Source organism: Aureimonas endophytica (assembly GCF_014642635.1).
In the GTDB taxonomy this organism is placed as follows: Bacteria; Pseudomonadota; Alphaproteobacteria; order Rhizobiales; family Rhizobiaceae; genus Plantimonas; species Plantimonas endophytica.
The window spans coordinates 1,180,243-1,200,778 of record NZ_BMIQ01000001.1; the positions used below are offsets into that span (position 1 = coordinate 1,180,243).

Consider the following 20,536-nt stretch of genomic DNA (forward strand, 5'->3'; position numbering starts at 1 on the left):
TGACGTATACGTAAGCGTCAAAGCGATGCGAGGGAGACTTCGGACATGCCGGTCTATCGGGCGCCCCAGGACGATGTCCTCTTCCTGATCCGCGACGTCCTCGAATGGGACCGCCTCGGCCATCTGCCGCGCTTCCGGGACGCGCCGCTGGACGTCGCCGGGGCCGTTCTCGGCGAGGCGGGGCGAATCGCCACCGAGGTGCTGCTGCCGTTGAACCAGAGCGGCGACCGGGAAGGCTGCCGGCGGGCGGAGGATGGCAGCGTCACGGCGCCCAAGGGCTTTCGCGAGGCCTATGCCACCTATCGCGACGGCGGCTGGGCGGGTCTCGCCGCCGATCCCGCCTTCGGCGGCCAGGGCCTGCCCCAGGTGCTCTGGACGGCGACCAGCGAATTCATGGCCTCGGCCAATGTCGCCTTCTCGCTCTATCCCGTTCTCTCGACCGGCGCGGTCGAGGCGATCGCCGCCCATGGCACGCCCGAACAGAAGGCGGTCTATCTGCCGAAGCTGGTGGAAGGGCGCTGGACCGGCACGATGAACCTGACCGAGCCGCATTGCGGCACGGATCTGGGGCTGCTGCGCACCAAGGCGGTGCCGGCCGGCGACGGCTCCTATCGCATCTCCGGCCAGAAGATCTTCATCTCGGCCGGCGAGCACGACCTTTCCGACAATATCGTCCATCTCGTGCTGGCGCGGATCGAAGGCGCGCCGGCCGGGGTGAAGGGCATCTCGATGTTCGTCGTGCCGAAATTCCTGCCCGATGCCTCGGGCGAGCCGGGCGCGCGGAACGCCCTGTCCTGCGGCGCCCTCGAGCGGAAGATGGGCATCCACGGCAATGCCACCTGCGTGATGAACTATGACGGGGCCACCGGCTGGCTGATCGGCGAGGCGGACAAGGGCCTGCGCGCGATGTTCACCATGATGAACGGCGCGCGGCTCTGCGTCGGCCTCCAGGGCCTCGCCATCGGCGAGATCGCCTATCAGAACGCCGCCGCCTATGCGCGCGAGCGCCTGCAGGGCCGGGCTCTCTCCGGGGCGAAGGCGCCGGAGAAGCCCGCCGATCCGATCATCGTCCACCCGGACGTGCGGCGCATGCTGATGACGATCCGCGCCTTCAACGAGGCGGGCCGGGCCCTGTCGCTCCTCACCGCCCTCAAGGTCGATCTCGCCCATGTCGGCGAGGACGCGGCGGAGCGGCAGGCGGCGGAGGATTGGGTCGGGCTGCTGACGCCGGTGGTGAAGGGCGTCCTCACCGATCGCGGCTTCGAGAATGCCGTCACGGCGCAGCAGGTCTTCGGCGGCCACGGCTATATCGAGGAATGGGGCGTCGAGCAGTTCGTCCGCGACGCGCGCATCGCCCAGATCTACGAGGGCACGAACGGCGTGCAGGCGCTGGATCTCGTCGGGCGCAAGCTGGCGCTGAACGGCGGGCGCGCGGTGCAGGCCTTCTTCGCCGAGGTCGGCGCCTTCTGCGAAGCGAACCGCCAGTCCGACGCCCTGAACCCGACCACCAAGGCGCTGAAGAAGGGCCTCAACGACCTCCAGCAGGCGACGCTCTGGCTGATGGGCAATGCCGTCGCCAAGCCCGACAATGCCGGCGCGGCGGCGAGCGACTACATGCATCTCTTCGGCCTCGTCGCCTTCGGCTACATGTGGGGCCGGATGATCAAGGCCGCGACGGAACGGCTCGCCGCCGACGAGGCGGGCGACCGCGCCTTCCTGGACACCAAGCTCGCCACCGGCCGCTTCTTCATGGAACGGCTCCTGCCGGAGACCGGGCTGCGCCTCGCCCGAATCTCGGCCGGGGCCGATTCAACCATGGCGCTGGCGGCGGAAGCATTCTAAACCTCGCGCCGCGCCCCTATTCGGCCGAACGGAGGACAGGTCGGCATGCCCAAGGCCTTCATCTACGATCACGTGCGCACGCCGCGCGGACGCGGCAAGAAGGACGGCGCGCTGCACGAAGTGCCGGCCGTGCGGCTCGGCGCGAAGGTGCTCGAAGCCCTGCGCGAGCGCAACGGCATCCCGACCGCAAGGGTGGACGACATCATCTTCGGCTGCGTCGACCCGGTCGGCGAGGCCGGCGCGGTGATCGCGCGCTCGGCCGCCTTCGAAGCCGCCTATGATTTCGCCGCGCCCGGCATGCAGATCTCGCGCTTCTGCGCCTCGGGCCTCGACGCGGTGAACCTCGCCGCCGCCAAGGTGGCGCAGGGCGCCGACGATCTGGTGATCGCGGGCGGTGTCGAATCCATGTCGCGCGTCGGCATGGGCACGGCGGGCGGCGCCTGGTTCATGGACCCGTCCGTCGCCCTCCCCGCCTATTTCATGCCGCAGGGCGTTTCGGCCGATCTCATCGCCACCAAATACGGCTTCTCGCGCGACGAGGTCGACGCCTATGCCGTCCGCTCGCAGCAGCGCGCTGCCAAGGCCTGGACCGAGGGCCGCTTCGCCGGCTCCGTCGTCCCGGTCCGGGACCAGAACGGCCTCCTCATCCTCGACCGCGACGAGCATATGCGGCCGGAGACCGACATGCAGGCGCTGGGCGCCCTCAATCCCGCCTTCGCGGCGGCGGGCGAGATGGCCGGCTACGACGCCGTGGCCATCCAGGCCCATCCCGAGATCGAGGCGGTCCGCCATGTCCATCATGCCGGCAACTCCTCCGGCATCGTCGATGGCGCGGGCGCCGTGCTCGTCGGCTCCAAGGCCGCGGGCAAGATGCTCGGCATCAAGCCCCGCGCGCGCATCCGCCATTTCGCCAATATCGGCTCCGACCCGGCGCTGATGCTGACGGGGCCGGTCGACGTCACCGACAAGCTGCTCGACCGCGCCGGAATGCGGCTGTCGGACATCGATCTCTTCGAACTGAACGAGGCCTTCGCGGCGGTGGTGCTGCGCTACATCCAGGCCTTCGACATCGAGGAGGAGCGGATCAACGTCAATGGCGGGGCGATCGCCATGGGCCATCCGCTTGGCGCGACGGGCGCGATGATCCTCGGCACGGTCCTCGACGAACTGGAGCGGCAGGACAAGGAGACCGCCCTCGTCACGCTCTGCATCGGCGCCGGCATGGGCACGGCGACCATCATCGAGCGGGTCTGAGCCGCGATGCGGCCGGCCCCTCGGGCGTCAGGCGTAATAGGCGGCGTGCGTGGCGCGCGGCAGTTCCGCCATGCCGGCGACGCGCGGCAGGCGCTCGAATTCCGGCTTGGCGAAATAGTAGCCCTGCATCAGCGAGATGCCGGCCGCCTTCAAAACCTCGACCTCGTTCGGCGATTCGATGCCTTCGGCGAGCACGGTGATTCCCAGCTCGCGCGCCGCGACGGCGAGCGAGGCGACGAGGACCTGGCGCGGGCGGCTGTAATGGATGCCCCGGATGAGATCCATGTCGAGCTTGATGAGATCGGGCTGGAAGTCGGCCAGGAGATTGAGACCGGAATAGCCGGCGCCGAAATCGTCGATCGCCGTGATGAAGCCCTGCCGGCGATATTCGGTGATGATCTTCTGGAGATGGGCCGTGTCGCGGACCGACTCGTTCTCCGTGAACTCGAACATGATCGCGTTGGACGGAAAGCCGGTGCGCTTGGCGGCGGCGAGCGTGGCGCGCAGGCAGGCGGCCGGATCGTAGACGGCGTTCGGCAGGAAGTTGATGGAGAGATGGCGCATCTCGCCGAAGGGAAAGAGCCGCGCCGCCAGCTCGATCGCCTTGACGCGACAGGCCTGATCGAAGCGGTACTTCTGCTCTTCCGAAACGCGCGACAGGACGAGGCCCGCCCCCTCGCCGGTCAGCCCGCGCACCAGCGCCTCGTAGCCCCAGGTCTGGCCCTTGGCGACGTCGACGATCGGCTGGAAGGCCATCGAGAACTCGAAATCCAGGGCGGCCCCGCTCTGGCATCCGGTGCAGCGGGTCATCCCGGCCCATCCTTCGCGATTGTAAAGTTTCGTATCGATTATCGCGATTATTCTTTGCGAAAGACTAAAGACGAGCCCGGCAGTCGCGAGCCGGCGAACCATTGGGCCGGCCGTCTCGCGGCGCCGCCGATCGGGAGAGAGGCATGAGCTATTCGAACTTCACGCTCGAGCCGGATGCCGACGGCATCGCGCTCGTCACCTGGGACATGCCCGGGCGCTCGATGAACGTCTTCACATTCGAGGTGATGGACGAGCTCGACCGGATCATCGACGCGGTGGTCGGGGACGCGGCGATCAAGGGCGCCGTCATCGCCTCCGGCAAGGCCGGCAGCTTTTCCGGCGGCGCCGACCTGAAGATGATCCGCGGCTTGTTCGAGGCCTTCGACGCCAAGCGCCGGGCCGATGCGGCCGGGGCCGTCGCCGAGCTTTTCGAGCGTGCCGGCCAGATGTCGCGGCTCTATCGCAAGCTAGAGACCTGCGGCAAGCCCTTCGTCGCCGCGATCAACGGGACCTGTCTCGGCGGGGCCTTCGAGCTGGCGCTCGCCTGCCACGGGCGCGTCGCGGCGCGCGAGGCCAAGCTCGGCCTGCCGGAAGTGAAGGTCGGCATCTTTCCCGGTGCCGGCGGCACGCAGCGCGTGCCGCGCCTAGCCGACACGCAGGCCGCGCTGGAAATGCTGCTGAAGGGCTCGACCCTGTCGCCCGACAAGGCGAAGCGCATGAACCTCGTCGACGAGGTGGTGGAGGCGGAGGCGCTGGTCGAGCGGGCGAAGGAGCTGCTGCGCGCCGGCCTCTCGCCGGTGAAGCCCTGGGACAAGCCGGGCTTCAAGCTGCCGTCCGGGCCGGTCTATTCGGCCGGCGGCGCGCAGCTCTGGCCGGCGGTCGCCTCGCTCTATCGCAAGGAGACGCAGGACAATTATCCGGGCGCCCGCGCCATCGTGAAATGCGTCTACGAGGGCCTGCTCCTGCCGATCGATCAGGCGCTCCGGGTCGAGCTGCGCTATTTCGCCCATGTGCTCCAGACGACGGAGGCGGCGATGATGATCCGCTCGCTCTTCGTCTCGATGCAGGAGCTCGGCAAGGGCGCGCGCCGGCCGAAGGACGTGCCGCCGCAGGCGATCCGCCGCCTCGGCGTGCTCGGCGCCGGCTTCATGGGCGCCGGCATCGCCTATGTCGCGGCGAAGGCGGGGCTCGAGGTCGTGCTGATCGACCGCGACCAGGAGGCGGCCGACAAGGGCAAGGCCCATAGCCGCGAGCTGATGGAGAAGCTCGTCTCGCAGGGGCGCGCCACGCGGGAAGAGACGGACGCGCTTCTCGCCCGCATCCATCCGACGCCCGACTACGGCGCGCTCGGCGAGGCCGATCTCGTCATCGAGGCGGTGTTCGAGGATCGCGACGTGAAGGCGGAGGCGACGCGGCGCGCGGCGGCGGCGATGAAGGCGGACGCGATCTTCGCCTCCAACACGTCCACCATCCCGATCACCGCCCTCGCCGAGGCCTTTCCCGATCCCGAACGCTTCGTCGGCATCCATTTCTTCTCGCCGGTCGACAAGATGATGCTGACCGAGGTGATCCTCGGCGAGAAGACGGGCGAGCGGGCGCTCGCCACCGCGCTCGATCTCGTCAAGGCGATCAGGAAGACGCCGATCGTCGTCAACGACACGCGCGGCTTCTTCGCCAATCGCTGCGTCTTCCGCTACATCCACGAGGCCTACGAGATGCTGCTCGAAGGCGTGCCGCCGGCGATGATCGAGAATGCCGCGAAGGCCGCCGGCATGCCGGTCGGGCCGCTCGCCCTCAACGACGAGGTGGCGGTCGACCTGTCGCAGCGCATCCTCCGGGCGACGCTGCGCGATGCCGGGCCGGAGGCGGTCGATCCGCGCCACATGGATCTGGTCGACCGGATGGTGGACGAGCTCGGCCGCAAGGGCCGCAAGGCCGGCAAGGGCTTCTACGACTATCCGGCGAAACCCGCCCGCAAGCATCTCTGGCCGGGCCTCGCGGAGATGTTCCCGCCACGGGACGCGGAGGAGATCGACTTCTCGGATCTGAAGCACCGCTTCCTCGCGACCATGGCGCTCGAAGCGGCGCGCACCATGGAGGAAGGCGTCGTCACCGATCCGCGCGAGGCGGATGTCGGCTCCATCTTGGGCTTCGGCTACGCGCCCTATACCGGCGGCACCCTCTCCTATATCGACGGGATGGGGGCGAAGGCCTTCGTCAAGCTCTGCGAGACGCTGGCCAAGCGCTATGGCGCGCGCTTCGCGCCGACGCCGCTCCTCCAGGAGATGGCGCGGAAGGAGGAGACCTTCTACGCGCGCTTCGCCCCGGCCGGCGCCGAGGCGGCCTAGGGCGAGGGACGGCGGCGAAACCGGTCGAAGGCCGCCCAGGCCTTCGCCGTGGCGCGCGAGGAGGACGAGCCGATCGTATCGGCGACGCGCGCGCCGCGCATGCCGATCGGCTTCGGCGGCAGCGAGGTCGTGTCGAGCGCCGTCTGGTGCTCCATCTCGGCATTGATCTCGGCCCCGATGATGAAGATAATCGAGGAGATCCAGACCCAGATCATGAAGCCGACGACGGCGCCGAGCGAGCCATAGGTCGCGCTGTAATTGGCGAGGTTCTGGAGATACCAGGAAAAGCCGATCGAAGCGCCGATCCAAACCAGCGAGGTGAGGCCGGCGCCGAAGAAGACCCAGCTCCAGCGCGCCGGATTGCGGCTCGGCCCGTAGCGGTAGATCAGCGCGATCGAGCCGATCACCAGCACCAGCATCACCGGCCAGCGCAGGGAGGCGATGACGAGATCCGAGACGCTGGACAGGCCGAGCATTTTCATGACCGCCGGCACGACGCCGACGGAGACGAGCAGGAGAATGCCGATCACCACCGCGCCGAGCGTGAAGCAGAAGGCCAGGAGGTTGAGGGCGAAGAAATTGCGCTTCTCCTGCTCGCCATAGGCGATGTTCATCGCCTCGAACAGCGTCTTAATGCCGTTATTGGCGCTCCACAGCGCGACGAGCACGCCGACGACGAAGGTCAGCGACAGGGAGGCGCGGTCCTGCGAGACCAGCCGTTCGAGCTGGCCCTGCAACAGCTCGGTACCGGCCTGCGGCAGGAACTGTCCGAGAAAGGCGATATGTTCGGCGATGGTGCGCGGGTCGGCGACGAAGCCGTAGAAGGAGACGAAGACGGCCACCGCCGGAAACAGCGCGAGCAGGATGTAGAAGGTGGCTCCCGCCGCCACCAGCATCACCCGATCCTCGAAGAAGGAGCGGTAGAGGCGCAGGCCGATGTCGCGCCAGCCCTTCAGCGGAATGCCGAGCGGCCCGGCCGCGTCCCGCCCCCGGCCCGGCTCGCTCGCCCGCCGACGCATCTCCTCGGTGGTGCTTTCACCAAAGCGCAAGCCCATCACCGGATCTCCGAGGCGGCAGACAAACTCCGCGATAATGCCATATTGTGAGCAAGGTTCCCGTGACGGTAGGCCGCCTTGGGACAAGGTCGGGGATGGAAATGGATTTCGCCTGGACAAAAGTCGAGTGACGCCTTACCTCCTTTCCAAGACTTTATTCCTTTTTCCTTTGGCGGGGTGATCGACGTGTTCTCACACGAGCAGATCTGGGCCGCCATCGACGGCCTGGCGGAACGCAACAAGCTGACGGCATCCGGGCTCGCGCGGCGCGCCGGGCTCGATCCCACGACCTTCAACAAGTCGAAGCGCAAGGCGAACGATGGCCGCCCGCGTTGGCCTTCCACCGAGTCGATCGCCAAGATCGTCGACGCGACGAACACCAATATCGACGAGTTCATGTCGCTGATGCGCGGACCGCACGGCATCCTGCATCCCGGCCAGGCCCCGGCGACGCCGACCATCGCCTCGATCCCGCTGCTCGGCTTCGCCGAGGCCGGCGCCGGCGGCTTCTTCGACGATGCCGGCTTTCCGGCCGGCCAGGGCTGGGACGAGATCGCCTTTCCTCAAGTGGGCGACGAGCCGATCTACGCACTGGAAATCTCCGGCGATTCCATGCTGCCGCTCTATCGCGACGGGGACATCATCATCGTCTCGCCCAATGCCTCCGTGCGGCGCGGCGACCGCGTCGTCGTCAAGACCCGCGACGGCGAGGTGATGGCGAAGCAGTTGCAGCGGCGCACGGCCAAGACCATCGAACTCGCCTCGATCAACCGCGACTATCCGGACCGCCAGTTCCGCACGGACGAGATCGAATGGATCGCCCGCATCGTCTGGGCGAGCCAATAGGGCCGGCAATGCTGGACGAACCGTCTCTCGGCCGCCTGCGCGAGCGGCTGCAGCGGAGCGCGGCGACCGCGCTCGGCCTCCTCCTGATCATTTTGGTCTTCGTCTATCTCGTGCCGAGGCGCGACGAGATCGCCGCCGGCCTTCAGCGCTCGCGCGACGCGGCCGCCCTCGCGGCGGAGACCGCGCCCCGCGCGTCGGAACCGGAGCCGGTCGCCGAGACCACGCCGCCGCCACAGGACTCCGCGCCGACGGTCGCACCCGCCTCCGATCCCGCGCCAGCCGCGCCGGACACGGCATCCCCCGCACCGACCGCGACCGCCGCCCTGACGCCGAGCGAGCTTCGTCCCGGCGACACGCCGGAGGAGTCGCGCTCGCAGCTCCTGGCCCGGCCGGTGGCGCTCGACACGGCGACGATCCTCGTCGGCCGGGGCAAGGTGACGCTCGCCGGCATCGCGCCGGTGCCGCTCACCCGGCGCTGCGGCGAAAGCCGCGAGAGCTGGTTCTGCGGCGTCGAGGCCCGCACCCAGTTCCGCGCCTGGCTGCGGGCGCGCTCGATCCGCTGCGACGTTCCAGCCGGCTTCGGCGAGCGCACGGAAGCGGCGGTCTCGACCTGCGATCTCGCGGGCGAGGATCTCGGCCATTGGCTGGTCGCCAATGGCTGGGCGGAAGCGACCGAAAACGGCCCCTATGCGGGGCTCGAAAAGGACGCTAAGGCGCAGAAGCTCGGCATCTGGGCCGCGGGCCGCACCGTCCGCTGACGCGTCGCGTTCAGCTCTTGCCGAGTTGGCCGGCCAGCGCCTTGCGGATCAGCGCCCGCGTTTCCGCGATGCCGTAGAGCTGCACGAAGGAGCCGAAGCGCGGCCCCTTCTCCTGGCCGATCAGCGTCTCGTAGAGCGCCTGGAACCAGGTGCCGGACACGCCCGGGCCGCCATTCGGGCCGGTCTTGGAATGGTCCTGATAGCGCTCGATGCCGCGCGCGACGTCGAGGATCGCGTCCTGGATCGCCTCGCCCGAGGCGTCGCTCGGCAGATCGGCGAGCTTGGCGTCGAGGGCCTCCAGCGCCTGCCGCTCCACCGCGTCCGGCGCGCGGAAGCGCTTGGCCGGCTCCACGAAATCGGCGAAATAGCGTAGCGCATAGCCGACGAGGCGGTCGAGCTCCGGCTCGGTCTCGGGCGTCGAGCCCGGCGCATAGCGGCTGATATAGCCCCAGAGCGACGCCTTGTCGCCGGCATTGGAGGCCGAGACGAGGTTGAGCAGCATGGCGAAGGGCACCTTCACCGCCTCGGCCGGCGGGGCACCGGAATGGATATGCCAGACGGGGTTCTGAAGCTGCTGCTTGGCCTCCTGCCGCCCGAAGGCCGAGACGAAGGAATAGTAATCGTCCACCGCCTTCGGGATGACGTCGAAATGCAACCGCTTGGCGGCGCGCGGCTTGCCGAACATGTAGAAGGCGAGGCTTTCCGGCGAGGCATAGGCGAGCCAGTCGTCGATCGTCAGGCCGTTGCCCTTCGACTTCGAGATCTTCTGTCCCTTCTCGTCGAGAAAGAGCTCGTAGTTGAAGCCGTCGGGCGGCGTGCCGCCGAGGGCGCGGCAGATCTTCGAGGACAGCGTGACAGAATCGATGAGATCCTTGCCGGCCATCTCGTAATCGATGCCGAGCGCCGTCCAGCGCAGCGCCCAATCCGCCTTCCATTGGCACTTCACGGCGCCGCCGGTGACGCTCGTCTCGACGCGCTCGCCCGTTTCGGGATCGATATAGGCGATCATCCCGCGCTCGGCGTCGCGCTCGACCATCGGCACCTGGAGCACATTGCCGCTACGCGGCGAGATCGGCAGGAAGGGCGAATAGGTGGCGCGGCGCTCGGCACCGAGCGTCGGCAGGATGATCTCCATCACCTCGTCATAGACGGCGAGCATCTTCAGCAGCGTCGCGTCGAACCGGCCGGAGGAATAATAGTCCGTGGCCGAGGCGAATTCGTAGTCGAAGCCGAAGCGATCGAGAAAGGCGCGCAGGCGCGCATTGTTGGCCGCGCCGAAGGACGGATATTCGTTCGAGAACGGGTCGGGCACGCGGCTCAACGGCTTGCCGATGAAGCTCGCCATCATGTCCTTGTTCGGCACGTTCTCCGGCACCTTCCGCAGCCCGTCCATATCGTCCGAGAAGCAGATCAGCCGCGTCGGCACCTTGTCGCCGGTGAGGACGCGGAAGGCATGGCGCACCATGGAGGTGCGCGCCACCTCGCCGAACGTGCCGATATGCGGGAGGCCCGACGGGCCGTAACCGGTCTCGAACAGCACCTCGCGCCGGCTGTCGCCGATGCGCGCCAGAAGCTTGCGCGCCTCCTCGAAGGGCCAGGCGGCGGAATTCGCGGCTTCCGCCGTCTCGGCCTCGGAGATTGCCGCCGTAGCGGAACGAAGTGCGGACATGCCAATCCTCGGAACGATGGGGCGCCGACCGCCCGGAGCGCGTTCCGCACTGACGGTCGAGGCCGCAAGCCTTGCCGTCTAGGATGCGGGCTCCGGCCCGTCAACGGGTGATGCGCTCAGAAGGCGCTCGTCGGGAAATAGCGCAGCATCAGTTCGGAGAAGCGCTTCTTCGCGACGACCTGGCCGAGCGCGTAGTCGAAGGCGCGCGCCAGCGCCTCGTCCGTCTTCGGCACGGCGATGGCGAGCCCTTCGCCGAGAAAATGGTCCGAGAGATAGGGGCCGCCGGTGAAGGCGCAGCAATTGCCGGCGGCGTCGCTGTCGAGCCAGAAGGAGAGAAAGACGCCATCGCCGAAGACCGCGTCGACCGTCTTCTGCCGCAAGGCGTCGAGCGCCGCCTGCCGGTCGTCGAAGAGCAGGCGCTCGGCTTCGGGAAAGAAGGCGGCGAGCATCGCCGCATGGGCGCTGCCGCGAACCGTGCCGACCTTCACCTTGGAGAGACGGGACTCGTCCGGCTTCGGCGCCGATCCGTCGCGCCGCGCGACGAAGCGCGCCGGATAGCGGAAATAGCTTTCGGTGAAGGCGAGGTCGCGCCGGTTGTCGGCCGTCACCGCGACGCCGGCGATCACCGCCTCGCCCTCGCCGCGCTGAAGCGCCGGCACGAGCTCGGCGAAGGGCCGCGCCTCGATCTGGCAGCGATCGGCGATCTCCAGCTCGTCGCAGACGAGGCGGGCGAGATCGACATCGAAGCCGGTCAGGCGCCCCTGCTGATCGAGGAAGTCGAAGGGCGGATAGTCGACGCTGGTCAGGAAACGGACGCGCGGACGGTCGGACAGGCTCTGCCGGGCGAGGCGCTGGCGCTGGTCCCAGAAGTTCGGCACGGCGGTCCCCTCCGCCGCGCGGCCGGCCGGCATCGCGGCGAGCGTGGTCGTCAGGAGGAGGACTGCAACCAAAAGGCGATTAACCATTCGTTAATTACGCCCCCTGATGCGTTTCGCCGCCGCCGGTACTCGTAAAGGCTGCATGCGCGAGTCCCACCTCAAGCCATTCCTGCGCCACGGCGATCGGCCCCATGCGAGAACAGAGCGAGGCAACCGGCTTTCCGTCGATCGCCCTCCCTTACGGGTTCGGGCTGCCTTCGGACAAGCATGACGCGGCGGATGGCCGCGAAAGTCCGGCGTTCTTGGCCGAAATGCCGCGCTCGCCGCTCGACCGGGTGCTCGCCCTTCTGGCGCTCGATCCGGCCGCCGTCGCGGCGGCGAAGCTCGCGCGCCTTCGCAACGGGACCGATCTCGGCGCCGAACTCGTCGCCGCGCGGCGGATCGGCGAGGCGCAACTGGCGGCGGCGATCGCCACGGTGCTCCGGCTGGAACGGATGGAGGCGGAGCCGGCCGAGCTGCGCTTCGTCGGCGAGGAAGGTCCGGCGGCGCGGCTGATCCGCGTCCTCGCGCCGGAAGGCGAGAGGCTGGCGCTCGTCGCGCCCCGGCTGGAAGACATCGCCCGGCTCGAATCCGTCCTCGCGGCGCGGCCGGGGCTCTACGCCATGCTGCGGATCGCCACCCCAAGCGAGCTCTTCGCGCTCCATGCCGCGCGGACCGAGGCGGCGCGGGCGGAGGCGGCCTGTCTGAGCCTTTCGCGCGCGGCACCGGACTTCTCGGCGCGGCAGACGACGACCGGGCCGCAGGGCTTCGTCGCCGGCCTCGCGCCGGCTCTCCTCACCAGCCTCCCCACCTGGTCCACCGCGCTGCGCCTCCTCCATGTCGTGCTTCTCGCCCTCTTCCTCGGCGGCATCGCGCTGCGCCTCGGCGCGGCGCTGTCGCTGCTGCGCCGGCAAGGCCGGCAGGAACGGTCGCCGCTGATGGCGCTGGCGGCCATGGGCGCCATGCCGCGCTACAGCCTGCTCGTCGCGCTCCGCAACGAGACGCGGGACTGCGTCGCCGGACTGGTGGCGGCGCTCGACCGGCTGGACTGGCCGCGCGCCAAGCTGCAGATCCTGATGGTCTGCGAGGCCGACGATCCGGCGACCGTCGCCCATGTGCGGGACGCCATCGCGGATCGGCGCGGCTTCTTCCTGGTCGAGACGCCGCCGGCCCCGCCCCGCACCAAGCCGAAGGCGCTGAACTTCGCCCTGCCGCTCGCGACCGGGGAGATCGTCGCGCTGTTCGACGCGGAGGACCGGCCGAATCCAAGCCAGCTGCGCGCCGCCTGGGAGGCCTTCGAGACGAGTGGCGCGGACCTTGCCTGCGTGCAGGCGCCGCTCGTCGTCACCAACGGCGATCGCGGCTGGCTGCCGGCGCAGTTCGCCATCGAATATCGCGTCCTGTTCGGCGCCCTGCTGCCCTGGCTGGCGCGGCATCGCCTGCCGCTGCCGCTCGGCGGCACCTCCAACCATTTCCGGCAGGCGGCGCTCCGCGCCGTCGGCGCCTGGGACAGCCACAATGTCACCGAGGATGCCGATCTCGGCATGCGCCTCGCCCGCTTCGGCTATCGCACGGCGATGATCGCGCCGCCGACCTTCGAGGAGGCGCCGGAGCGCTGGCGCGACTGGCGCAATCAGCGCACGCGCTGGATGAAGGGCTGGATGCAGTCGTGGCTCGTCCATATGCGCCGGCCGCACCGTCTCGCTCGCGATCTCGGGATGCGCGACGTCCTCGTCTTCCAGCTGCTCTTCGCCGGCATGATCGCCTCCGGCCTCGCCCATGCCGCGACGCTGCCGCTGGTTCTCGTGACGGTCCTGATCCTGGCGGGCGGCACGGAAGTCGGCGGCGCCGATGCGCTCCTCTTCGGGCTCGATGTCGTCGCCCTCGCGCTCGGCCACGGCGCCTATGCGATGCTGGCGCTCGGCACCAGCGAGGCAGGCGACGGGACGGCGCGGCGCCTGTGGAGCCTGCCGGCCTATTGGCTGCTGATCGGTCTGGCGACACTGCGCGCGCTCGGCCAGCTCGGCCGGAACCCTCAGCTCTGGGAGAAGACACCGCATGGCAGCGCCGCGCGCCGGGACGCTTCGCCGGCGGAGAAAGCGCGGGGCGGAACCGGGACTGGTCGCGGTGCCGGCCTTCTGAGATAGATCGGCCGTTCGGCGCCGCGCTTCCGGCGGCCTTCGAGTTCGCCGTCGGAGCCTGTCCATGATCGTCCGTGCGCGGCCCTCCGCCTTTCGGCTGTTCTTCATCCTGCGCGGCTCGATCGTGCCGCGCATCCTGCCGCAGCTCGGCCTGGTCTTCGCCCTTTCCGCCCTCGTCGTCGCAGCGCATCGCCTCAGCCCCGCGCTGGTGCCCGGATCGAGCGCCGCGCCCTTCGCCCTCATCGGCATCGCGCTCTCGATCTTTCTCGGCTTCCGCAACAATGCCGCCTATGACCGCTGGTGGGAGGCGCGCAAGAGCTGGGGGCAGCTCGTCTTCACCTGCCGCGATCTGGCGCGCCAGACCCTGATCCTCGACGAGGACGCGGCCGAGGGACCGGCGCGCGCGGAACTCCTGCGCCTCGCCACCGCCTTCGCCCATGCGCTCGTCCTGCGCCTGCGGCCCGGCGCCAGCCCGGCGAAGCTCGAGGCGAGCCTTCCCGCCGCGCTCGCCGCCCGCTTCGCGGCGAGCCGCAACGGCCCCGACCTGCTTCTGCGCGCGATCGGCGAGACGCTGGCGCGGCTGCGCCGCGCCGGGCGGATCAGCGATGTCGAGTTCGGCCGTCTCGACGAGACGGCGGGGCGGATGGCCGCCACCCTCGCCGCCTGCGAGCGCATCCGCTTCACGCCCCTGCCCTTCGCCTACACGCTGCTCCTCCACCGCACCGCCTATCTCTTCTGCTTCCTCCTGCCCTTCGGCTTCGCCGACACGCTCGGCTGGGGCACGCCCTTCGTCAGCGCGCTCGTCGCCTATGCCTTCTTCGGGCTCGACGCCCTCGGCGACGAGCTGGAGGAACCCTTCGGGACCTTTCCGAACTGCCTGCCGATCGAGGCGCTGGCCGAGACGATCGAGATCAACCTGCGCGAGGCGATGGGCGAGACGGACCTGCCGCCGCTGCTGGCGCCGCGCGACTGGCTGCTGATGTAGAGGCGGCCGGGACGGCCGGGCGCGCCGCCCCGTCAACCATGATCCGACGACCGTCCGAAAGGCTCAGCGATTCCTCGTTGCAGAAAAACGATTTTCTGATACAGGAGGTGGCGAGGGAGGACATGTCATGAGTCGCAAGATCGTTCTGGTCGATCCGCTGCCGCGGACGCTCGACCTGATCATGACGCCGGAGGTGCGCGCGCGCCTCGAGGCGCTCGGCGAGATCGTCATTTCTGAGGACCGGCCGATGCCGGACGATCAGGTCGACGCGCTGCTGCCCGACACGATCCTGATCTTCGGCCAGACCGCGATGCCGCGCGAGCGGCTCGACCGAGCGCCGAACCTCAAGGCGATCGTCAATGTCGAGTCGAATTTCCTGCCCAATATCGACTATCAGGCGGCGCAGGATCGCGGCATCTGGGTGATCACCCCGGCCTCCGCCTTCGCCGCGCCCGTCGCGGAAGCCGCCGTCGGCATGGCGATCGACCTCGCCCGCGGCATCACCGAGGCGGACCGTGCCTTTCGCGCCGGCACCGAGGACTACGGTCTCGCCGGCAATGCCGCCACTTTCCGCTTCGCCGGTGCGCCGGTCGGCATCGTCGGCTTCGGCGATCTCGGCCGCCAGTTCCGCGAGCTGATCCGCCCGTTCAAGAACGAGGTCCGCGTCTTCGATCCTTGGCTGCCGGCCGAGATCCTGGAACGCGCCGACTGCCGGCCGGCGACGCTGGACGAGGTCTTCCAGGAGAGCCGCGTCGTCGTCGTCTTCGCCAGCGTCACCAGCGAGAACGAGGGCTTCATCGGCGCGCGCGAATTCTCCCTGATGCAGCCGGGCTCCGCCTTCCTGCTGATGAGCCGCGCGGCCGTGGTGAACTTCCCCGAAATGCTGGAGGCCGTGCGCTCCGGCCATATCCGGGCGGCGACCGACGTCTTCCCGGACGAGCCCGTGGCCGCGGACGATCCGGTCCGCCAGGTGCCCGGCCTGCTTTTGTCCGCCCACCGCACCGGCGGCACGCTCGACGCCTTCCATGCGATCGGCGCGATGGCCGTCGCCGATGCCGAACTCATCCTGCGCGGCCTGCCGCCGCAGCTTTGCCGCCGAGCCGACCCGGCGACGGCGGCGCGCCTGCGCTCCAAGCCGGTGTCCGTGTCCTGATCCGCCGCGCGGCCTTCGGGTCCACGCCGCAGAAAATGCTTTTTCCTTTGAACGTCCGGCCGGAGGGGTCGGGCGAGACGGGCGGCCCGGGGCCGTTCCGCAATTGGGAGGTTGTTCCATGAAGAAGTCGGTGCTCGCCGCCGCCATCGTCGCGCTCGGAAGCGTGCTCGGTGCGGTCCAGGCCCAGGCGGCGGACTATGCCGTGATCCTGAAGACCCTCGCCAACCCGTTCTGGCAGGAGATGCAGACGGGCGTGCAGGAAAAGGCCAAGGAGCTCGGCGTCGAGGTCGACATCTTCGCCTCGCCCTCCGAGGACGACACGCAGGCCCAGCTCCAGCTTTTCGAGGACGTGCTGAACCGCAGCTACAAGGGCATCGCCTTCGCGCCGATCTCGCCGGTGAACCTCGTGCAGCCGGCGGCGCGCGCCACCAAGGCCGGCATCCCGCTTGTCAATATCGACGAGCAGATCGACGTCGCCGGCCTCACCCAGGCGGGCGGCGCGCTGGAAGCCTTCGTCACCACCGATAACAAGAAGGTCGGCGCCAAGGGCGCGGGCTATATCATCGAGCAGCTTGGTGCCGAGGGCGGCCAGGTCGCGATCATCGAGGGCAAGGCGGGCGTCGCGTCCGGCGAGGCCCGCAAGGCCGGCGCCACGGAGGCCTTCAAGGCCGCCAAGACCATCGAGCTCGTCGCCAGCCAGCCGGCCGACTGGGATCGCCTGAAGGCGCTCGACGTCGCCGCGAACGTCCTCCAGTCGACGCCGGACCTCAAGGCCTTCTACTGCGCCAACGACACGATGGCGCTCGGCGCCGTCCAGGCGGTGCAGAATGCCGGCAAGGCCGGCAAGGTGCTCGTCGTCGGCACCGACGGCGCGCCGGAAGCCCGCGCCTCGGTCGCGGCCGGCCGTCTCTCGGCGACGGTCGCCCAGAACCCGGCCAAGATCGGCGGCGACAGCCTCGCCCTTCTCGTCGAGGCGGTGAAGCGCGGCACGCCCACCCCGGCCGGCGCGCAGCCGAAGCAGGTCGCCGTCGATTCGATCCTGGTGACGAAGTAACGCAACGCGACGGGGCGGCTCCGCGCCGCCCCGCCGCCGCTCGGAAGGGAGGTCCGCGCCATGACATCAGAGACGACCGCGCCCGCCATCGTCCGCATGCGCGGCATCGAGAAGACCTTCGGCGGCATCCGCGCCCTGAAGGGCGTCGATCTCGACATCCTCCCCGGCGAGGTCCACGTCATTCTCGGCGAGAACGGCGCCGGCAAGTCCACCATGATGAAGGTGCTGTCGGGCATCTACGCGCCCTCCGCCGGCACGATCGAGATCGACGGCAAGCCGCATGCCCGCCTGACGCCGGCCGAGGCCAGCGCCGCCGGCATCTCGATCATCTATCAGGAACTCTCGATCATCGACGAGCTGACCGCGATCGAGAATCTCTTCGTCGGCCGCATTCCGACGACGCTGCGCTGGGGCCTGCCGCGCGTCGACTGGAAGCGCATGGAGGAGCAGGCGACGGCGATGCTCGCCCGCCTCGGCCTTGCCATCGACCTCTACCGCCCCGCCGGCGAACTGCCGATCGCCCACAAGCAGATCCTCGAGATCGCCAAGAGCCTGATGGGCCATGTCCGCGTGCTCGTCATGGACGAGCCGACCTCCTCGCTCACCCGCGTCGAGATCGACCGCCTGCTCGACCTCGTGCGCCAGCTGCGCCGCGAGGGCATGGCGATCCTCTTCATCTCGCACAAGTTCGACGAGATCCGCGCCATCGGCGACCGTTTCACCGTGCTGAAGGACGGCAGCTCGAACGGCACCGGCCTCGTCGCCGACAACACGAACGACGATCTCGTGCGCCTGATGGTCGGGCGCGTGCTGCAGCAGCGCTTTCTCAGCCCCGCGCCGATCGATCGCGGCAAGCCGCCGGTCCTGTCCGTCAGGAACGTCACCTCGGCCGATCGCCGGCGCGTGCGCGATGTCAGCTTCGACGTGCATCACGGCGAGGTCTTCGGCTTCGCCGGCCTCGTCGGCTCGGGCCGCACCGAACTGATGAACTGCCTCTTCGGCGCCGACCGACGCGCCAGCGGCACGATCGCGCTGAACGGGCGCGACATCACCCCGAATTCGCCCTTCCGGGCGCTGAAGAGCGGCATGGCCTATATCACCGAGAGCCGCCGCCAGAACGGCTTCCTGCCGAACTTCACCATCCAGGAGAACATTGCCCTGTCCGCCCGGGTGAAGCAGGCACCGCTGCGCGGCACCTTCGCCCGCGTCACCAGCCGGCGCGACCGGGCGCTGGCGGAAGAGGAGCGCAAGCGCCTGTCCGTGCGCTGCCATTCCGTCGACCAGCTCGTCACCGAGCTCTCCGGCGGCAACCAGCAGAAGGTGCTGATCGGCAAGTGGATGGCGACGGCGCCGGAGGTCTTCATCTTCGACGAGCCGACGCGCGGCATCGATGTCGGCGCCAAGGCCGAGATCTACGCCATCGTCCGCAAGCTCGCTGACGAGGGCAAGGCGGTCATCGTCGTCTCGTCCGAGCTGCCCGAGATCCTCGCCGTCTGCGACCGGATCGCGGTGTTCCGCGAAGGGGCGATCGCCGGCCTCGTCGACGGCGCGACCGCCACCGAGGAAGCTCTTCTGCAATACGCGATCGGAGGACTCGCCTGATGTCCCGCATGCAACGCTACTGGGAAGCTTACGGGACGCTCTGCATCCTCGTGGTGATCGTCGTCCTGTTCAGCATCCTGTCGCCGGCCTATTTCCTGCGCTGGGACAATCTGATCCAGGTCTTCCTTCAGAGCTCGATCACCATCCTCCTCGCCCTCGGCGAGTTCTTTCCGATCCTCATCGCCGGCATCGACCTGTCGGTCGGCTCGATCCTCGCCCTGTCCGGCATCGTCACCGGCAAGCTCCTCGTCGCCGGCTTCGACCCGACGCTGGCGGTCCTCATCGGCGGCGTCGGCACCGGCCTCGCGCTCGGCGCGATCAACGGCCTTCTCGTGAACTTCACGGGCCTCCACCCCTTCATCATCACGCTCGGCACCAACGCGATCTTCCGCGGCCTGACGCTGATCGTCTCCGGCGCGGCGCCGGTCTACGGCTTTCCCTTCGCCTTCACCGACGCGCTTGCCGGCAGCATCCTCTACGTGCCGGTGCCGGTGATCGTCGCGCTCGTCGTCGCGGTGCTCCTCTGGTATCTGACGACGCAGACCCGGCTCGGCCGCAACATCTACGCGGTCGGCGGCAATCGCGAGGCGGCCTTCTTCTCCGGCATCGACGTCAAGTTCCACACGCTGATCGTCTTCATGATCTCCGGCCTCTGCGCCGGCCTCGCGGGCGTCCTTTCCACCGCCCGGCTCGGCGCCGCCGAGCCGGCGGCCGGCACCGGCTTCGAGACCTTCGCCATCGCCTCCGCCATCATTGGCGGCACCAGCTTCTTCGGCGGCAAGGGGCGCATTCCCTCCGTCGTGGTCGGCGGCCTCATCATCGGCACGATCAGCAACGGCCTGAACCTGATGCGCGTGCCGACCTTCTACCAGCTCGTCGTGATGGGCGGCCTCATCATCGTCGCCGTGTCGCTCGACCGCCTGATCGGCTCGCGCCGCTGACCGGCGATCCGCTAAGGTCGCATCAGGATCGCTCGGCGGAGACGGCGCGTTCGGCGCCGCTCCCCGCCGGACCGGACGCGACACGCCCGCCATGCCCGACGAGCCTTCGATGACCCTCTCTCCCCCGTCCGGCAGGGGCCTGAAGCCCGCCACGATCCGCGACGTGGCGCGGCTCGCCGGCGTCGCCCCCGGCACGGTGTCGAATGTCCTCACCGGCCGCAAGCTCGTCGCCGAGCCGCTGCGCAAGGCCGTGCTGGCGGCCGTCGCCGAGCTCGACTACCGCCCGAATCACCTCGCCTCCAGCCTGCGCTTCGGGCGCACCCAGTCGATCGGCATCGTCGTGCCGGACCTCACCAATCCGTTCTTCTCCAGCTTCGTGCAGGAGATCGAGAGCTTGGCCGCCGCCGACCGCTTCCAGATCCTTCTGATGAGCAGCCAGGAAGACCCGGAGGGCGAGGTGGACCGCATCAAGGCGCTGCTCGCGCGCCAGGTCGACGGTCTGATCATCGCCGCCAGCCGCGACGACGTCGCCTATGGCGAGAATTCCACCTTCGGCGGCACGCCGGCCGTGCTGGTCGACCGGGCCTTCGGCGCGGAAAGCTTCGACACGGTGGCGACCGACAATGAGGCGGCCTGCCGCACCGGCACCGCGCATCTCCTCGAACTCGGCCATCGCGACATCGCCTTTCTCGCCACCGACGAGCGGCTGACCAACATCAAGCAGCGCACCGCCGGCTATCGTCAGGCGCTGGCGGATGCCGGCCTGCCGGGCCGCGAGCGCATCGTCTATGGCGGCCTCACCATCGAGACCTGCCGGGCGGCGATCGAGCAGGAGCTGCGCCGCGCCGACCGGCCGACGGCGATCTTCGCCTCCGCCTATGTCGCGACGCTCGGCGCCGCCAAGGCGATCCGCGCCACGGATCTCGCCTTTCCCGACGACGTGTCGCTGCTCGGCTTCGACGATTCCGACTGGATGACCGTGCTGCGCCCCTATGTCAGCACGATCCAGCAGCCGATCGACCATCTGGCGAACACGGCCTGGCGGCTCCTGATGCGGCGGATCGAGCAGCCGACGGCGGCCCCCTTGCACGAGATCGTGCCCTGTTCGCTGCGGCCGCGCGAATCCATCCGCCGGCTCGCCTGACCCTTGTTCGCAGGGCT

The 20,536-nt window shown here is 69.2% G+C and carries 16 protein-coding genes; 12 read left to right on the forward strand and 4 right to left on the reverse strand.

The genetic code is table 11. The annotated features are described in order from the left end of the window. Positions 1–45: 45 nt before the first annotated feature. Positions 46–1,842 carry an acyl-CoA dehydrogenase C-terminal domain-containing protein gene (locus IEY14_RS05945; protein ID WP_188907242.1) on the forward strand — a complete coding sequence of 599 codons (1,797 nt, stop codon included), beginning with the start codon at positions 46–48 and terminating at the stop codon, positions 1,840–1,842. A 45-nt stretch (positions 1,843–1,887) separates the two neighbouring features. After that, entirely contained in the window at positions 1,888–3,096 is a 1,209-nt protein-coding gene (locus IEY14_RS05950; RefSeq protein WP_188907243.1) for an acetyl-CoA C-acetyltransferase, read from the forward strand. Positions 3,097–3,123: 27 nt separating this feature from the next. Here IEY14_RS05950 and IEY14_RS05955 read toward each other — a convergent pair whose 3' ends face one another. Then, the gene (locus tag IEY14_RS05955) at positions 3,124–3,906 is read right to left on the reverse strand and encodes an EAL domain-containing protein (protein WP_188907244.1); all 783 of its coding nucleotides are present in this window, start codon (positions 3,904–3,906) and stop codon (positions 3,124–3,126) included. A 143-nt stretch (positions 3,907–4,049) separates the two neighbouring features. Between IEY14_RS05955 and IEY14_RS05960 the strand changes: the two genes are divergently transcribed. Continuing rightward, positions 4,050–6,254 (forward strand): FAD-dependent oxidoreductase, encoded by a 2,205-nt coding sequence (locus IEY14_RS05960; protein WP_188907245.1) that lies wholly within the window; start codon positions 4,050–4,052, stop codon positions 6,252–6,254. Here IEY14_RS05960 and IEY14_RS05965 read toward each other — a convergent pair. Beyond that, positions 6,251–7,309: a YihY/virulence factor BrkB family protein gene (locus tag IEY14_RS05965; RefSeq protein WP_188907246.1), complete on the reverse strand. Its 1,059-nt coding sequence runs from the start codon at positions 7,307–7,309 to the stop codon at positions 6,251–6,253. The genes IEY14_RS05960 and IEY14_RS05965 overlap by 4 nt on opposite strands. A gap of 186 nt (positions 7,310–7,495) precedes the next feature. Between IEY14_RS05965 and IEY14_RS05970 the strand changes: the two genes are divergently transcribed. Beyond that, entirely contained in the window at positions 7,496–8,155 is a 660-nt protein-coding gene (locus IEY14_RS05970) for a S24 family peptidase (protein ID WP_188907247.1), read from the forward strand. 8 nt (positions 8,156–8,163) lie between these two features. Beyond that, positions 8,164–8,913: a thermonuclease family protein gene (locus IEY14_RS05975; protein ID WP_188907248.1), complete on the forward strand. Its 750-nt coding sequence runs from the start codon at positions 8,164–8,166 to the stop codon at positions 8,911–8,913. A gap of 10 nt (positions 8,914–8,923) precedes the next feature. Here the strand turns inward: IEY14_RS05975 and IEY14_RS05980 are convergent, their stop codons facing one another. Next, complete coding sequence (locus IEY14_RS05980; protein ID WP_188907249.1) at positions 8,924–10,582, reverse strand: lysine--tRNA ligase; 1,659 nt, start codon at positions 10,580–10,582, stop codon at positions 8,924–8,926. Positions 10,583–10,698: 116 nt separating this feature from the next. Then, positions 10,699–11,532 carry a transporter substrate-binding domain-containing protein gene (locus IEY14_RS05985; RefSeq protein WP_244639309.1) on the reverse strand — a complete coding sequence of 278 codons (834 nt, stop codon included), beginning with the start codon at positions 11,530–11,532 and terminating at the stop codon, positions 10,699–10,701. Positions 11,533–11,771: 239 nt separating this feature from the next. On the opposite strand from IEY14_RS05985, the gene IEY14_RS05990 reads away from it, so the two are divergent. The 7 genes from IEY14_RS05990 (at position 11,772) to IEY14_RS06020 (ending at position 20,519) form a co-directional block, all read left to right on the forward strand. Continuing rightward, positions 11,772–13,646: a glycosyltransferase family 2 protein gene (locus IEY14_RS05990; RefSeq protein ID WP_188907251.1), complete on the forward strand. Its 1,875-nt coding sequence runs from the start codon at positions 11,772–11,774 to the stop codon at positions 13,644–13,646. A gap of 58 nt (positions 13,647–13,704) precedes the next feature. Then, positions 13,705–14,625 (forward strand): bestrophin family protein, encoded by a 921-nt coding sequence (locus IEY14_RS05995; RefSeq protein WP_188907252.1) that lies wholly within the window; start codon positions 13,705–13,707, stop codon positions 14,623–14,625. A 127-nt stretch (positions 14,626–14,752) separates the two neighbouring features. Beyond that, on the forward strand, positions 14,753–15,778 hold the full coding sequence (locus tag IEY14_RS06000) for a hydroxyacid dehydrogenase (RefSeq protein WP_188907253.1): 1,026 nt from the start codon (positions 14,753–14,755) through the stop codon (positions 15,776–15,778). A 118-nt stretch (positions 15,779–15,896) separates the two neighbouring features. Next, the gene (gene alsB / locus IEY14_RS06005) at positions 15,897–16,832 is read left to right on the forward strand and encodes a D-allose transporter substrate-binding protein (protein ID WP_188907254.1); all 936 of its coding nucleotides are present in this window, start codon (positions 15,897–15,899) and stop codon (positions 16,830–16,832) included. A 60-nt stretch (positions 16,833–16,892) separates the two neighbouring features. After that, the gene (locus tag IEY14_RS06010) at positions 16,893–18,434 is read left to right on the forward strand and encodes a sugar ABC transporter ATP-binding protein (protein WP_210318282.1); all 1,542 of its coding nucleotides are present in this window, start codon (positions 16,893–16,895) and stop codon (positions 18,432–18,434) included. Then, entirely contained in the window at positions 18,434–19,375 is a 942-nt protein-coding gene (gene alsC / locus IEY14_RS06015) for a D-allose ABC transporter permease (protein ID WP_188907255.1), read from the forward strand. Before IEY14_RS06010 ends, alsC begins: the two co-directional genes overlap by 1 nt. Positions 19,376–19,484: 109 nt before the next feature. After that, positions 19,485–20,519, forward strand: a complete 1,035-nt coding sequence (locus IEY14_RS06020; RefSeq protein WP_188907256.1) for a LacI family DNA-binding transcriptional regulator — start codon at positions 19,485–19,487, stop codon at positions 20,517–20,519. Positions 20,520–20,536 lie beyond the last annotated feature (17 nt).

Bases quoted from the DNA above. Each gene is read 5' to 3' on its own strand.
- IEY14_RS05945 (WP_188907242.1), top strand. From the start codon at position 46: ATGCCGGTCTATCGGGCGCCCCAGGACGATGTCCTCTTCCTGATCCGC.
- IEY14_RS05950 (WP_188907243.1), top strand. From the start codon at position 1,888: ATGCCCAAGGCCTTCATCTACGATCACGTGCGCACGCCGCGCGGACGC.
- alsB (WP_188907254.1), top strand. From the start codon at position 15,897: ATGAAGAAGTCGGTGCTCGCCGCCGCCATCGTCGCGCTCGGAAGCGTG.
- IEY14_RS05965 (WP_188907246.1), bottom strand. From the start codon at position 7,309: ATGGGCTTGCGCTTTGGTGAAAGCACCACCGAGGAGATGCGTCGGCGG.
- IEY14_RS05960 (WP_188907245.1), top strand. From the start codon at position 4,050: ATGAGCTATTCGAACTTCACGCTCGAGCCGGATGCCGACGGCATCGCG.
- IEY14_RS06000 (WP_188907253.1), top strand. From the start codon at position 14,753: ATGAGTCGCAAGATCGTTCTGGTCGATCCGCTGCCGCGGACGCTCGAC.
- IEY14_RS05995 (WP_188907252.1), top strand. From the start codon at position 13,705: ATGATCGTCCGTGCGCGGCCCTCCGCCTTTCGGCTGTTCTTCATCCTG.
- IEY14_RS06020 (WP_188907256.1), top strand. From the start codon at position 19,485: ATGACCCTCTCTCCCCCGTCCGGCAGGGGCCTGAAGCCCGCCACGATC.
- IEY14_RS06010 (WP_210318282.1), top strand. From the start codon at position 16,893: ATGACATCAGAGACGACCGCGCCCGCCATCGTCCGCATGCGCGGCATC.
- IEY14_RS05955 (WP_188907244.1), bottom strand. From the start codon at position 3,906: ATGACCCGCTGCACCGGATGCCAGAGCGGGGCCGCCCTGGATTTCGAG.
- IEY14_RS05975 (WP_188907248.1), top strand. From the start codon at position 8,164: ATGCTGGACGAACCGTCTCTCGGCCGCCTGCGCGAGCGGCTGCAGCGG.
- IEY14_RS05990 (WP_188907251.1), top strand. From the start codon at position 11,772: ATGCCGCGCTCGCCGCTCGACCGGGTGCTCGCCCTTCTGGCGCTCGAT.
- IEY14_RS05980 (WP_188907249.1), bottom strand. From the start codon at position 10,582: ATGTCCGCACTTCGTTCCGCTACGGCGGCAATCTCCGAGGCCGAGACG.
- alsC (WP_188907255.1), top strand. From the start codon at position 18,434: ATGTCCCGCATGCAACGCTACTGGGAAGCTTACGGGACGCTCTGCATC.